The sequence below is a fragment of the Bacteroides sp. genome (assembly GCF_052357945.1).
Taxonomy (GTDB): Bacteria; Bacteroidota; Bacteroidia; order Bacteroidales; family Bacteroidaceae; genus Bacteroides.
The window spans coordinates 1-15,478 of sequence record NZ_DAWCXD010000036.1; the positions used below are offsets into that span (position 1 = coordinate 1).

Consider the following 15,478-nt stretch of genomic DNA (forward strand, 5'->3'; position numbering starts at 1 on the left):
ATTTCATAGAACCACCAAAGACAGAGAGCACCATAATTAACCAGCTATCAGCCCCCTTCTATATTTAACAGGTAAGCAGTCTTTATTAATGAATTGTTATTTTTAATATAGTCTTGTAAATAAGCATCTTAGCTTGCTGTTTATTATCTTTTTTTGATCCTATTTTCGAAATAAAAAGGAAATAAAAACAGTATCAAAAATGAATAATAGTACTTGTTGCTGACTTTTATTGAGATTTTCTATGTATATTCATACTAATTTGGTGACAGTTTATTATCTCTTGCGTTCTTTTGCTAATCTAATGCATTTTGTTTACCTTTGTGTCTAACAATATATTGAATATGAATAATAGTAATAATAATCAGATAATTCGTTTTGACTGGGCGATGAAACGCCTGCTCCGGAATAAGGCAAACTTTAGTGTACTTGAAGGTTTGCTTACTACGTTGCTGGGTGAGAAGATCGTTATCCAAAAACTCCTTGAAAGTGAAAGTAATCAGGAGGACGAGTTTGACAAGTATAATCGTGTAGATATGCTTGCCGAGAATTCTAAGGGTGAGCTTGTCTTGATCGAGGTGCAGAATAATAATGAATATGCTTACTTCCAGCGTATGTTGTTCGGTACTTCTAAATTGGTGACTGAGTATATAAATAGAGGAGAGAGTTATGACAAGGTACGTAAAGTATATAGTATTAATATCGTCTATTTCTCATTAGGTCACGGGACGGACTTCGTATATCATGGAAAGACAGAATTCAGGGGTATTCATCAAGGGGATATTTTAGAACTGACTCCTTTCCAGAAGCAGACATTTAAAGTAGATACAGTTAGTCAGTTATATCCTGAATACTATATCCTGAAAGTGAATGGCTTTAATCAGGTAGCCAAGAGCCCATTGGAAGAATGGATTTACTATTTGAATACAGGTGAGATTCCTTCTAGTGCTACAGCTCCCGGACTTGAGGAGGCACGTGAGAGATTAAAGCTTGATAGCATGACGAAAGATGAACTGGCTGCTTATTATCGTCATTTGGATAACATTGTCATACTCCGAGATAATATTTATACAGAACGAGAAGAAGGAAGAGCAGAAGGGCTTGAGGAAGGATTGAATAAAGGGAAAGAAGAAGGAGTAAGAGAAGCCAATTTGAATAATGCTCGTAACCTGAAAAAGCTGGGAGTAGCAATTGATATAATTTCACAAGCTACTGGATTGTCTAGAGAAGAAATAGAAAAGTTATAGTGTAAACTTGAATATGTTATTGATTGAGGGGATATACGGCTTACTGTGTATTCCCTTTTTTATTGTTATTGGGATAGGGATGATAGGAGCGAAAAGGAGGACTTTTAGTGTAATTTGTTGGGAGGAGGGGATAAGTTGAGTTAAAGTAATATAAATATAGTGCTTTTTAGTGGGGGAGTAGAATGAGGGAGTAAGACTGTATATTGAAAATAATATTATTGATAATCAGTGGTTTAAATCTCGTGTAAGTGGAGCGTATCGGACTCGAACCGATCACCTTAACACTGCCAGTGTTACGCTCTAGCCAGATGAGCTAACGCCCCTTTTTTGTCTTATATGATAACGTTTGTAAACGAATCTTTTTTGTTGCCGCAAATATAATGCATTATTCTGAAATAATTGCTATGTTTGCGGTAAATAATAGTATGAAATTAAGATATGCTGATTTATAATACAACTTTTCAAGTGGACGATGAGGTTCACGACAATTTCATGATTTGGATAAAAGAAAGCTATATCCCTGAAGTACAGAAACACGGTGCGTTGAAGGCACCCCGCATTTGCCGGATATTAAGTCATCGGGAAGAAGGAAGTGCGTATTCTTTGCAATGGGAGGTGGAAAGCAGTGGGGTACTGCATCGTTGGCATTTGGAACAGGGAGTACGTTTGAATGACGAACTGGCAAAAATATTTAAAGATAAAGTGATCGGGTTTCCGACCTTGATGGAGGTGATAGAGTGATTCAACCGGTAAAAGAAAAGATAATCCTGGGGATTGACCCCGGTACGACAATCATGGGATACGGTGTTCTAAGAGTGAAAGGAACCAAGCCCGAAATGATTGCGATGGGGATTATCGACTTGCGTAAATTTGCCAACCACTATCTGAAACTTCGCCATATCCATGAACGGGTATTGGGCATTATTGAAAGTTATCTGCCTGATGAGCTGGCTATTGAAGCGCCTTTCTTCGGTAAAAATGTACAATCGATGTTGAAGTTGGGCCGTGCACAGGGGGTAGCGATGGCAGTGGCGTTGAGCCGGGATATTCCGATTACGGAATATGCTCCTTTGAAGATAAAGATGGCTATCACCGGAAACGGGCAGGCATCAAAAGAACAGGTAGCGGATATGTTGCAGCGGATGTTGCGCTTTCCCAAAGAGGATATGCCTACTTTTATGGATGCAACAGATGGATTGGCAGCAGCCTATTGTCATTTCCTGCAAATGGGGCGGCCGACAATGGAAAAAGGTTATAATAGCTGGAAGGATTTTATAGCGAAGAATCCGGATAAGGTGAAGTAAAGCTACTGATTATAGGGATAGATATAAAGGAAATATCTAGGAGGGGTTTAAATGAAGATGGGAAGTAATTATTTAGCAATATTAGGGGTGACTACAGTGACAACAGTAATGAGCTGCTCCCCTGCGAAAAAGGAATATGCTTCTTTTGAGCTGTATCCGGTTCGTACGGGAAGTCTTACGGAAATGGAATATACGCCGTTGGCAACCAAATTTTACCTTTGGTCACCAACAGCAGAAGAAGTGCGTCTGATGCTGTATGATGCCGGTGAAGGCGGACATGCTTACGAAACTGTAAAGATGGAACCCACAGAAGATGGAACCTGGACAACTTCAGTAGATAAGAACCTGCTTGGTAAATTCTATGCCTTCAATGTAAAAATCAACGATAAATGGCAGGGAGACACGCCGGGAATCAATGCCCATGCTGTCGGAGTGAATGGGAAACGTGCCGCTATTATTGACTGGAAGACTACAAATCCAGAGGGGTGGGAGAGTGACAGGCGTCCTTCTTTGAAATCTCCTGCTGATATGATTATCTATGAAATGCATCATCGTGACTTCTCGGTTGATTCTACTTCGGGAATTAAGAATAAAGGTAAATACCTCGCATTGACTGAACACGGGACCATGAATTCGGATAAGTTACTGACCGGTATCGATCACTTGATAGAACTGGGAGTGACACACGTACATCTTCTTCCTTCCTCTGACTATGCTTCTATCGATGAAACAAAACTGGAAGAAAACCACTATAACTGGGGATATGATCCGGCGAATTATAATGTGCCGGATGGCTCTTATTCAACTGATCCTTATCAACCTGCCACTCGTGTGAAAGAGTTTAAACAGATGGTACAAGCATTACATAGAGCTGGTATCCGGGTGATAATGGATATGGTTTACAATCATACTTTTAATACCGTTGAAAGTAACTTTGAACGTACTGTTCCCGGTTATTTTTATCGTCAGAAAGAAGACGGGACATTGGCAAATGGTTCTGGATGTGGTAATGAGACGGCAAGTGAACGCCCTATGATGCGCAAGTTCATGATAGAGTCCGTTCTTTACTGGATAAAAGAATATCATATTGACGGTTTCCGTTTTGATTTGATGGGAGTGCATGATATTGAGACCATGAATGAAATCCGAAAAGCAGTGAACAAGGTTGATCCTACCATCTGTATTTATGGAGAAGGTTGGGCAGCCGACACTCCCCAATATCCGGCAGATTCGTTGGCAATGAAAGGGAATGTTTCCCACATGCCGGGAATTGCCGTATTCTCGGATGAATTGCGTGACGGGCTTTGCGGACCTGTATGGAAAAAGGAGAAAGGGGCTTTCCTTACCGGAGTTCCGGGAGCAGAAATGAGTGTTAAATTCGGTATTGTGGGTGCTATTGAGCATCCGCAAGTACGGTGTGATTCTGTTAATTACAGTCAGAAACCGTGGGCGGAGCAACCTACCCAGATGATTAGCTACGTTTCCTGCCATGACGGTTTGTGCCTTGTTGATCGCTTGAAAGCAAGTATGCCGGGAGCTACTCCCGAGCAACTGGTCCGGCTTGATAAGCTTGCGCAAACGGTAGTCTTCACTTCGCAAGGTATTCCTTTTATCTATGCAGGAGAAGAAGTGATGCGCGATAAACAAGGGGTGGATAATAGTTATAAGAGTCCGGATGCAGTTAATGCTATCGATTGGCGACGTAAAACGACGAACGGAGATGTTTTCATGTATTATAAGCGACTCATAGATCTGCGTAAGTCCCATCCCGCTTTCCGTATGGGAGATGCGGAAAGGGTTCGGAAACATCTGGAGTTTCTTCCGGTGGAAGGACAAAACCTGATTGCATTCCGTCTTAAGGATCATGCGAACGGAGATAGTTGGGAAGATATTATCGTGGCTTTTAATTCCCGTATGACTCCTGCGCGTTTGGAAGTGCCTGTTGGTAAATATACAGTGGTATGCAAAGATGGCGTGATAGATGTGCGTGGATTAGGTACGCAAACCGGGTCGGAAGTGATTATTCCCGGTCAGTCTGCATTGATTATGTATAAGTAGCTTTAGTCATTATTTGTCATATCAATAACGGCTTTCTTTCTAATTTAGATTCTTGTTTGCAACAAGCCTAATTCTGTTTGTTACATCTGTTGTTCTTTATATTCACTCGGTGAAATTCCGTAAAAGTCTCTGAATGTATTGGAGAAATGAGAGAGGTTGGAGAAGCCTGTAGCGTATGCAACTTCCGAAACGCTTAGATTCTTCTCACGTAGCAGATTGGCAGCTTGTTTCAGTCTGATAGAACGGATGAAATCTCGTGCAGACTGATTAGTCAACTCCTTTAATTTGCGGTGCATATGTACGCGGCTCATTCCAACGTTGGCTGCCAGCATCTCTACATTAAGGGCAGGGTCGGCGAGATGGTCATTGATGGTTTTCATTACTTTACTCATCAAGATCTCATCGTTGGACTTCATTTCTATCTTTGTTATTTTTTCTTCTACTTGTTGTTCACCTACCAGCTTGCCGCGCAGTCTTTCTCGATTGGCTATCAGATTACTGATAGAAGTTCGTAATAATTCAGTATTGAATGGTTTTACGATATAAGCATCTGCTCCAATTTCAAGTCCTTCGATTTGATCTTCGGCTTTCGATTTGGCGGTTAATAATATAATAGGTATATGATTGATATTGATATTCTGTTTTATTTTCCGGCAGAGAGTGATTCCATCCATTTCGGGCATCATAACATCACTGATGACGAGATCGGGTTTCTCCTTCAAAATGGTTTCCAGTCCTTCCCGTCCATTTATACATTCGTAGATACGGAAATCACTATCCAGTTCGCTACGTATGTAGCGGCGTATTTCTTCATCATCTTCTACGATTAAGACGCGATAACGTGTTTTGGCTTTGTGTTTTCTGTACTCGTTAGTTTTGTTTTCTTCTTCCGTTTCGTATAAGGAATCTTTGGGAAGTTGGGAGATTGTTGGTTCGCTTCCGGTTTCTTCAGGATTTTCCAGTTCCTCTGCTTTCAAGTGATTACTACCTAACGGCAGGCGGATGACGAAACGGGTTCCTTGTCCGTCTTCCCGGTTTTCCGCTTTGATGATACCGTGGTGCAGTTCCACTAACGACCGTGAAAGATGCAGTCCGATTCCTGTACCGAAATTAGATTGTGTCATGTCGTTGTCAATCTGATAGAAACGCTCGAATATTTGTTCTATTTTGTTTTTGTCAATACCGATCCCGTTATCGGTGATATCTATCTCGAAATAATCTTTCAGAGCACCCCGGTAGGCATCGTTGTGACCGGTTCTCAATAACACTTCGATATTTCCTCCCTCATGTGTATATTTGAAAGCATTGGAAAGGACATTCATCAATACTTTGTCAAAGTTGTTTAGGTCAATCCATACTTTCAGAGAATCAACACCTTCCAGTTCTTTTTCGAAAGTAAATGTGATGTTCTTTTTTTGCGCTTGATAATTGAATGTTTGCATCAAGTCATTGATAAATCCTACCATGTCTGTTTCCCGGAATTTCAGATGCATTTGTCCTTTGTCCAGTTTTCGTATGTCCATCAGTTGATTGATCAGACGTAGAATACGTTGGGCATTTCGGTAAATCATGAGATAAACCGGTTGTTTCTCGGAATGTTCGGCTAACAGTTTTTCTAACGGGCTGATGATAAGAGTCATCGGGGTACGTATTTCATGTGAGATATTAATGAAGAATTGTAATTTGGCTTCGTTAATCTGTTCCATGTGTTTTTGTCGCATCACTTCTTGTCGGTGGCGGATACGTGACAGAATATACATGGTGAGAGCATAGATTAGTAATGCTCCGAGACATCCCCAGAATACTTTTGCCCACCAGGTCTGGTACCAGGGTGGAGTGATGGCAATAGTAGCTGTGCGGATATTAGAGAAATTATTATGGTCGCGTGCCTGTACGGAGAAAGTGTATTTCCCCGGTTTCAGGCTGCTATAGGTCACCCGGTTTGTCCCCGGTTGCGTACTGATCCACTCATCGCCTAATTCTTTTATCTTATATTGATAACTAATCCGGTCGGGATTACTGAATTCCAAAACGGAAAAATCAATACTAAATGTATTTTCATTATATGCCAGTGTAAATTGCTCCGTATCCATGACAGCAGTATCAGTGATAACATTGTTGCCGGATTTATCCCCTTTTTTCACAGGGCGGTTAGCAACGTAAAAGCCGGTAATCAATACATTCATTTCTTTTTTGATTTCGGTGATATCCTGGGGGTAGAAAGCTGTTACTCCATTGGTACCTCCAAAAAAGATCTTGCCGCGTTTATCTTTAAATACAGCAGTACGGGTAAACTCATTTCCTTGTAGACCGTCACCTGCATAATAATTGATAAATTTCTTTTCCAGAGGATTCAGTTTAGAGATTCCCTGATGGGTACTGATCCATATATTTTTTTTATCGTCTTCAGCCAGGCCGCAAATAATATCACTGGGAAGCCCATCGGCAGCAGTGAAAAGTACAGGTGTTAGTCTGTTTTTATTCAGGCAGACTAACCCTTCGGAAGTACCAGCCCAGATTTCTCCATGGCTACTTTCCAATAAACTGTAAACGACATACCCGGGGAGGAGGTTATTTTGCCTTTTATAATTGATAAAATTGTCCGTTTGAGGATTGAGTACAGCCAGACCTTTATAAGTGCCGATCCATATCATTCCGTCTTCATCTTCCAGCAGGCAGCTAATCCAATCGTTTGGAAGTCGGTTGATACTCCAGTCATCGTTTTCGTTGCGGGTAGATTCGTAATAGGTGACATGTTGAGTCGGCAAATTGATTTTGTATAAGCCTGATCCGTAAGTACCCACCCAAAGATTCTTGTTTTTGTCTTCAATGATGCAGGAAACTTTGGGCTTGCCTGCGTTAAGATTTCCTTGTAAAAGTGAGGTGGCATCTTGACATTTTCCGGTTTGCTTGTTCATCCGTGCCAGACCGTTGAAGTAAGATCCTAACCAAAGTTCCTGATTGGAATCTTCATAGAGACATAGGATAGTGCCGGGGACCGATTGGGGGTTACCTGCCTGATGGGTGTAATGGCGTAATTGTTTCCCCTGATCGTTTATGGCATATAATCCGTCGTTATCCGTACCTATCCAGATTGTAGCTTGTTCATCTGTATAAATAGCCATAACACAGCTGGAACCAATGGTGTTGCTGTGTATCGATTTATAGCCGTAGTAATCAAACTTATTTGAAATGCCGGGTACTAGTATCAAACCTTTTTGAAAGATGCCCAGCCATACATTGTGATCTTTATCTTCGATTAACGAGTGAACCTTGGATTTGGAGAAGTCAAAGGGACCCGCATTAATCTCACTGTCCACAATAATATCTTGTTGAGGCTGATATTCTTTTACTCCTTCACCGTCTGTTCCTATTATAAGTTTTCCACGGGTATCAATGATGAGAGTCCGGATATTCAGATTCATCCGGTTTTGGTAGAGGACAGGTTCGAAGTTTCCTTCCTGCCGGGATGATAGTCTGAAAAGACCTTTTGTCAGAGTTCCTACGAAAATTTGTCCGTGTGCATCTTCGCAAATGGCAGAAACGTCATCACCTGCTATATGATAAGGTGCCTTATAGCTTTTAAGCTCTTTACTTTCCGGAGAATAACGGTAAAGTCCTTTTTCTTCTGTAGCAATCCATAAATTTTGCCGGGAATCTTCGAAAATAACATTCAGGTAGTTACTACCCATTCGTTCTGTCAGTTCGGTTTCGATATGGAAGGAGGCGGGGGTACTGTCTTTTTTTAGGGATATGGCGCCTTGTCCGGAAGTTGCTATCCAAAGATCCCCGTTCCGGCGCTCAATAATGGAAGTGATATGAGGATTCTTTCGTCCGTCTTTCCGGGAGATGAATAATTCGTGAAAGCTGTCTGTGGCGCGGTCATATCGTTGTAAGCCATTGATACATCCGATCCAGAAATTACCGCGACTGTCTTCGAATAATGTTCGTACATAGTTGTTTTTCAAACTGGTGCTATCCGTAGCATTATGTCGATAGATCGAGAAACGTGTCCCGTCGAATTTATTAAGTCCGTTTTCGGTAGCTATCCAGATAAATCCTTTCCGGTCCTGATATACGACATTGATCAGACTGTTGGAAAGTTCTTTGTCAGTTGAATAGAATTTGCCGGTCTGTGCTTTCATTACAGGAGTACTTCCTATCAGGAAACAGTATATAGAAAAAAGGAGTAGGATTTGTGCTTTCATATTCATTAATATAAGCAGGGTTTATTTGCGCTTTTTGCATAGACAAAGATAATATATTAAATTAAAAATAGCATTAGCCTTGTTACTTTTCCTTTTACTGATGTTACATGTACCCCCTTCACAAAAGCTTCTGAAAGGGGAATGTAACGAGCGTGCAATAGCCTGTAACGTACGTGCAAACGCATGTAACCGCCTGTCAATTGCTTGAAACAAAATCTCCACCTATGCCTGATATATTATTCATAAATTTGCATTAACCAAAAAATGAATTGTCGGACACCTTAAAATAATAACTGCTTATGGAAACATGAATTCCTTACTCTATTCCTTATTATAAATAAGAAGAGAAAAACCTATAACTTGGATCAACCACTATCATTATTAATTAAAAAAATGATTTTATGGAAAGCACAAATCATTATTTTCGACCGTTAGGTCTTATCATTCTTTTCTGCCTCTTCCCTGTATGGGTATTGGCACAGACTGTTTCCGTGACGGGAGTGGTCAAAGATGCATCGGGCGAACCGATTATCGGAGCCAGTGTAGTAGAAGCTGGCACTACCAATGGTATAGTTACCGATTTGGATGGTAATTTTAAGTTGAATGTATCAGCCAAAGGTAGCTTGAAGATTTCTTTTATCGGATATCAGACACAAACGATTTCTGTAGCCGGAAAAAAACAGTTTGATATTACTCTCAAAGAAGACGCAAAAGTATTAGACGAAGTAGTTGTAGTTGGATACGGTCAGATGAAACGTAGTGACCTGACCGGTTCTGTAGTATCGGTCAATGATGAAGCCATTAAGAAATCTGTAGTGACTTCCATTGACCAGGTACTGCAAGGACGTGCTGCCGGTGTGCAAGTACAGGCTAATAGCGGTATGCCCGGTGGTAGTTCTTCCATCCGTATTCGTGGTATCAACTCTTTGAATGCCTCCAATGAGCCTATCTTTGTCATTGACGGTGTTATCATCGACGGTTCCACAGGTTCGGGAAGTGATAATGCATTAGCATCTATCAATCCTTCGGACATCGTCTCTATGGACGTATTAAAGGATGCTTCCGCCACTGCTATTTATGGTGCGCGAGCTGCAAACGGTGTGATTATGATTACTACCAAACGTGGACAGAAGGGTGAGGCGCAAATAACTTATGACGGATATATAGGATGGCAGGAAATGCCTAAAAAACTGGATATGCTGAATCTGCGTGAATATGCGGAGCATAAGAATGTTCGTTCAGGAAAAGACTATTCGGGAAATGATTGGGGAATAGTGAACAAGGATAATAACTTTGTTCGTCCGGATTTACTAGGTGAGGGTACAGACTGGCAGGATGAGATGTTCTCTAAAGCTATGATGACCAGTCATAATCTTTCTGTGACCGGAGGTACTGATAAAAGTAACTATGCTTTGGGAGCAGGCTACCTCAATCAGGATGGTATTGCTGTTGGTTCAGGGTTCAGGCGTCTGAACTTACGAGGTAGTTTTGATGCCCAAGTGAAGAGCTACTTAAAAATGGGTATTAACTTTGCGTTTAGTAATTCCCGTCAGAAATTGACTGTATCTGATGAGTCGTTGATTAGAACTGCTTTATTGCAGAGTCCGAGTGTTGCTGTTCGTAATGCTGAAGGCACATTTGATGGACCGGATACGGACGAATGGGTACAAACGAATCCGGTGGGTCTTGCCATGATTAAGGATAACCGCAACGAGAAAATGGGTATTCGGGCAAACACCTATGCTGAAGCTACTATCATTGACGGACTGACGTTTAAAACGGAATTGTCTTTCGATTATGGGGTAGCTAATACTTATAAATTTGATCCCTCATATACTTTTGGTGCGATTGAAAATACGGACCGTCAGGGGACTTTCTCCAAATCATATAATAAGTTCTGGAGTTGGAGAAATATCGTGAATTACATGAGAACTTTTGGAGTGCACAATGTGAATGCAATGATTGGTCAGGAAATGCAGGAGAGCAAATGGGAATATCTGATGGGAAGCCGTATGGGATATTTGTCCAATGCCGCAACCGACCTGACATTGGGAGATGCTGCAACAGCCAAGAATAATGGTAATAGTGGAGAAAGTTCGATTTTATCTTATTTCGGCCGTCTGTTCTATTCATACGATGACAAATATCTGTTGACATTTACTCTTCGTCGTGACGGTTCTTCCAAATTCTATAAAGATAATCGTTGGGGATGGTTCCCATCGGCTGCTTTGGCTTGGAAGGTTTCCAATGAATCTTTTTTGAAAGACAACAATATTATTAATAATCTGAAATTGCGTTTAGGATGGGGTGTTGTAGGTAATCAGAATGTGCCTAATAATGCATATAAAGCCATTTATTCATCTGTTGCTACCGTTTGGGGAACAGGATTACTGGCTGGCAATACTCCGAATCCTGAATTGAAATGGGAATCTACTTATTCAAGTAATCTGGGACTTGATATTAATCTTTTCCAGAACAGGATTGAATTGATAGCCGATATTTATTATAAGAAAACAAATGATTTGTTGTTGCAAGTGCCTCTTCCTGCTTACGTGGGAACTTCAGGTCAGGGCTCTACTTCCGCACCCTGGAAGAATGTGGGTTCTTTGGAGAATAAAGGACTTGAGTTGACTTTAAATACAGTGAATATTGATAAAGGCGGATTTCAATGGAGAAGTAACGTGGTATTCTCAATGAACCGTAATAAAGTAAAATCACTGGATACGGCAACCAGCCTGATAGATAAGAGTAATCAGACAGGCGAAACAATAACCGTGCTGACACGTACATCAGTAGGAAACCCTATCGGACAGTTTTATGGTTATAAAGTGATTGGCCGCTTTGAAAAGGCTACTGACTTTTATTATAAAGATGCTTCCGGAGCAATTAAGCCGGTAGCATTGCCTGAAGGTATGTCGATCTCCAAGAATAGTATCTGGATTGGTGATTATATTTTTGAGGATGTAAACAAAGACGGTGTTATCAATGAACAAGATCGTACTTATATCGGTAATCCTGAACCGGACTTTACTTTCGGCTTCGGTAACTCTTTCTCATATAAAGGTTTCGACTTGAGCATTAACCTGACCGGATCGGTAGGAAATGAAGTTGTAAACTGGGGACGTCGTGAACTTGAAAATCCACGTGGCAATAATAATATCCTGAAATCGGCTTTGGATTATGCACAACTGGCTTTGATTGATCCGAATGGTCCGGATGATTACCGGAATATACAGATTGTAGGCGGTGACCCTTACGCTTGCCGTATGGCTATAGCCAAAGGTACGGATGATTCCAATTATCGTTTCAGTGACCGATTTGTGGAAGATGGTTCTTTCCTACGTATTCAGTCTATCTCTTTCGGCTATACGTTCCCGCGTAAATGGCTGGCACCGATTGGTATTCAGAATCTGAAACTTTATTGTAACCTGCAGAATGTATATACATTCACAAAATACAAAGGGATGGACCCGGAAATCGGTTCTGCCAATCAGGACGCTTTGCTTACAGGCTTTGATAACTATCGTTATCCTTCTCCGCGAATTTATACATTCGGTCTGAATTTAACCTTTTAATCATTTAAAGTGACTAAATATGAAAACAAGTAAGTATATATACTCTTTCATGTTGGCTGTAGCTTTGGCGTTTGCAGGATGCAGTGACTTCCTCGATTCTGAAGATAACTCCAATATCGCAGGAGATAACTTTTATCAAACGGAAGATGATTTCCGGGCAGCAACAGCTCCTTTGTATAATAAGGTGTGGTTCGACTTTAACGATAAGTTCTATTATGGACTGGGTGACGGACGCGGATTCAACCTTTGTGCGACAACCTCTAATTATATCTATCCTTTTGCTGATTTGACCGAAACTGGATTGACGGGACCGTTAGTTTCGGCTTGGGGCTCATTGTACAATATAGTACAGCAAACTAATAAGATTATTAACGGGATCAAAGGTAACTCATCCAATAGCGAAGAAGTGAAGAACCCATATATTGCTGAAGCACGGTTCATGCGTGGAGTTGCTTATTCCTATCTGGCGATGTTATGGGGAAATGTTATTATAAATGAGGATACGGATGAACTAGTGGCTAATCCAATTGTCAATACCAGCCCGGTAAGTGATGTCTATGAATTTGCGATGCGTGACTTGGAATTTGCGGCAAAATATTTGCCGGAGGTTTCTTCTGCTGCCGGACGTGTCAATAAATACAGTGCCTTTGGCATGTTGTCGCGTGTTTATCTGACGTATGCCGGTTATAGTAGCAACCCTAATAGTGCGACCCGTAATCAGGACTATCTGGATTTGGCAAAGAAAGCGGCTTTAAAAGTGATAGAAAACAGAAATTTTGAACTGATGACTGATTATGCCGATTTGTTTATGATTGATAAAAATAACAACTCGGAAACACTGTTTGCTTTGCAATGGGTTAGTAATGGTACGTATGGGGAATGTAACACGATACAGGATTATTTCGCTTGTGAGTCGGCTATTACCGGTAATGATCGTGCATGGGGCGGCTATGTTTTTGCACAACCGGACGTGATTTGGGAGTATGAAAAAGGAGATAAACGACGTCAGCCGACTTGGATGGCTTATGGCGATCATTATCCTGAAATACAGAAAGCAAACGGAGGATATACTTGTGAGAAGAAAGCATCGGGTACTGTTTCCGGAATCTATTGTAAGAAATACGTTTGTGGTTCCAGCAAAGATAATGCGAAGATCACTTCCGGAAGTACTCCTATCAATACTTACATGTTGCGTCTGGCAGAAGTATATCTGATTTATGCAGAAGCTATATTGGGAAATAATCCTTCAACAGATGATGCCGATGCAATGGAATACTTTAACAAAGTGCGCAAACGTGCCGGTTTGGAACCCCAAAATTCGATTACTTACGAAGATATTCGTCGTGAGCGTAGACTGGAATTTTGTCTGGAAGGACAGTATTGGTATGACTTGGTACGTAGAGCTTATTATAAACAACAGGAAGTACTCAATTATATCACAGGACAGGATAGGGGTACTGCTATTCCTGTAGTATGGGATGCGGATACACAGACTTTGAAGAGAGACGAGGATTCGGATGAAACGAAGCGTGCCATAGGAGATGTCGATTCCAGTATATTCCTTCTTCCTTATCCGGAATCGGAGACTGTGCAAAATCCTTTGTTGAAAGCAGATCCTGTGCCTTATGCATTTAAGGAAGACAGAATAACTGATTTGTTTAACTAAAAACGAGAATACGAATGAAAAGCTTGATATATAAAAATAGTATGAAAGCATTTGGCTTATTGGTGAGCCTGCTCATCTGCTCTTGTTCATTTGTTTCGTGTGACGACGATGACGATAATGGCGGAAGTCCTGTAATGAACATAACCGGGATCTATCTGGAAGACGCGAAGTCGAATGTTCCTGACCGTTTGGTTGATTTTGCCCGTTTGGGACAACTGATCCGAATTGAAGGTGAAGGATTCAACGGATTGAAGAAAGTGTATATTAATGGATATAACTGTTATTTTAATCCGGTTTTTGTTTCGAATAAATCTTTTCTGGTTAGTGTGAACAGTAAAGTTCCGACTACAGAAGCTGACGAGAATGTACGTAATACAATTCGTTTGGTAAAAGATGGCGGTGAATACGTTTATGATTTCCAGATTCGTGCTGCTGCACCGTCTATAACGAAAATCTCCAACAGTATGCCGAATATAGGTGAGCCTATCATTGTTTATGGAAGTGGATTGACGGAAATAGCAAAAGTCGTTTTCCCCGGAAATGTGGTGGTGACAGAAGGTATTATTTCTGATCTTGACGGTGAATATTTTATGGTGGATATGCCTGCCGGAGTTTCTGAAGAGGGCGGTTCTATTTTCGTAGAAGGTTCGAATGGTGGTGCTTATTCTCCTGCCTATTTCAATTATAAGAAAGGCTTGTTGTTGAACTTCGACGGAGTGGGTGCACAAGGGGCATGGGGCGATTCTGAAAGTATGATTCAAACAACCGAACTGGAATCTGCTTCGATTGGTGAAGGTAATGTGTCGCAAGGTGCTTACTGTCGCTTGCCATTAGAAAGACAGTTGCCGGTGGCAGCAGCAAAGAATCGTTGTGCTGAAGTTTGGACAGCTGGTAATGGCACTGATCCTGACTGGTTGACGCTGGGTGTCCCTGCTGAAACTCCTGTTGCCGAATGTGCTATTCAGTTTGAAATTTATGTGCCCGAACCTTGGTCTGAATCCGGATTCCTGAAGATTTGTGGTCAGAACGGATTCAACGGTGGAGAATGGGAGAGAGACTGTTATAATTACGTACCGTGGCTTGTAGACGGAAAGATTGTTCCTTTCCAGACAACCGGTTGGCAGACTGTAACTGTTCCGTTCAGTGAATTCTACAAATCGAAAGCATCCAGCGGAGCTTGGACCACTTTTGCCGATGTGGCCGCTACCCGTGCATCTGCTTCTTATGCCAACTTCGGTTTCTATTTTGAGAACTCTGATATTACATTGGATAAGATCACAGGTGCGAGCTCGGATAAAGAAACAGAGTTTCTATCCAAAGCAACTTCCGTGAAAATTTATATTGATAACTGGCGTGTCGTACCTTTGACGAAGCCGGAATATTCCGATTTCCCGGACGAAGAAGAGGATGCAGAATAATAATG

Annotated in this window: 8 protein-coding genes and 1 tRNA gene; 7 read left to right on the forward strand and 2 right to left on the reverse strand. The window is 41.3% G+C overall.

Annotation, left to right across the window (positions count from 1 at the left end; genetic code table 11):
• Positions 1-341 precede the first annotated feature (341 nt).
• A complete protein-coding gene (locus ACT8YW_RS09325) occupies positions 342-1,244 on the forward strand; it encodes a PD-(D/E)XK nuclease family transposase (RefSeq protein ID WP_272703046.1) in 903 nt (300 codons plus the stop codon).
• A gap of 249 nt (positions 1,245-1,493) precedes the next feature.
• Here the strand turns inward: ACT8YW_RS09325 and ACT8YW_RS09330 are convergent.
• Positions 1,494-1,567 (reverse strand) — tRNA-Ala (locus ACT8YW_RS09330).
• Between the two features lie 115 nt (positions 1,568-1,682).
• Here ACT8YW_RS09330 and ACT8YW_RS09335 point away from each other — a divergent pair.
• The 3 genes from ACT8YW_RS09335 to pulA are packed head-to-tail and all read left to right on the forward strand — an operon-like array spanning position 1,683 to position 4,606.
• A complete protein-coding gene (locus ACT8YW_RS09335) occupies positions 1,683-1,985 on the forward strand; it encodes a DUF4286 family protein (RefSeq protein WP_444104713.1) in 303 nt (100 codons plus the stop codon).
• Positions 1,982-2,548, forward strand: coding sequence for a crossover junction endodeoxyribonuclease RuvC (gene ruvC / locus ACT8YW_RS09340; protein WP_444104714.1), 567 nt, complete (start codon positions 1,982-1,984; stop codon positions 2,546-2,548). Before ACT8YW_RS09335 ends, ruvC begins: the two co-directional genes overlap by 4 nt.
• A gap of 51 nt (positions 2,549-2,599) precedes the next feature.
• On the forward strand, positions 2,600-4,606 hold the full coding sequence (gene pulA, locus ACT8YW_RS09345; protein WP_444104715.1) for a type I pullulanase: 2,007 nt from the start codon (positions 2,600-2,602) through the stop codon (positions 4,604-4,606).
• A gap of 80 nt (positions 4,607-4,686) precedes the next feature.
• Here the strand turns inward: pulA and ACT8YW_RS09350 are convergent, their stop codons facing one another.
• Complete coding sequence (locus ACT8YW_RS09350) at positions 4,687-8,820, reverse strand: hybrid sensor histidine kinase/response regulator transcription factor (protein ID WP_444104716.1); 4,134 nt, start codon at positions 8,818-8,820, stop codon at positions 4,687-4,689.
• Positions 8,821-9,215: 395 nt separating this feature from the next.
• Between ACT8YW_RS09350 and ACT8YW_RS09355 the strand changes: the two genes are divergently transcribed.
• From ACT8YW_RS09355 to ACT8YW_RS09365, 3 genes are read left to right on the forward strand one after another with little or no spacing between them, the layout of a single operon-like run.
• Entirely contained in the window at positions 9,216-12,389 is a 3,174-nt protein-coding gene (locus ACT8YW_RS09355) for a SusC/RagA family TonB-linked outer membrane protein (RefSeq protein WP_444104717.1), read from the forward strand.
• Positions 12,390-12,408: 19 nt separating this feature from the next.
• Positions 12,409-14,055: a RagB/SusD family nutrient uptake outer membrane protein gene (locus ACT8YW_RS09360; protein ID WP_444104718.1), complete on the forward strand. Its 1,647-nt coding sequence runs from the start codon at positions 12,409-12,411 to the stop codon at positions 14,053-14,055.
• A gap of 14 nt (positions 14,056-14,069) precedes the next feature.
• Complete coding sequence (locus tag ACT8YW_RS09365) at positions 14,070-15,473, forward strand: glycan-binding surface protein (RefSeq protein ID WP_444104719.1); 1,404 nt, start codon at positions 14,070-14,072, stop codon at positions 15,471-15,473.
• Positions 15,474-15,478: the final 5 nt, after the last annotated feature.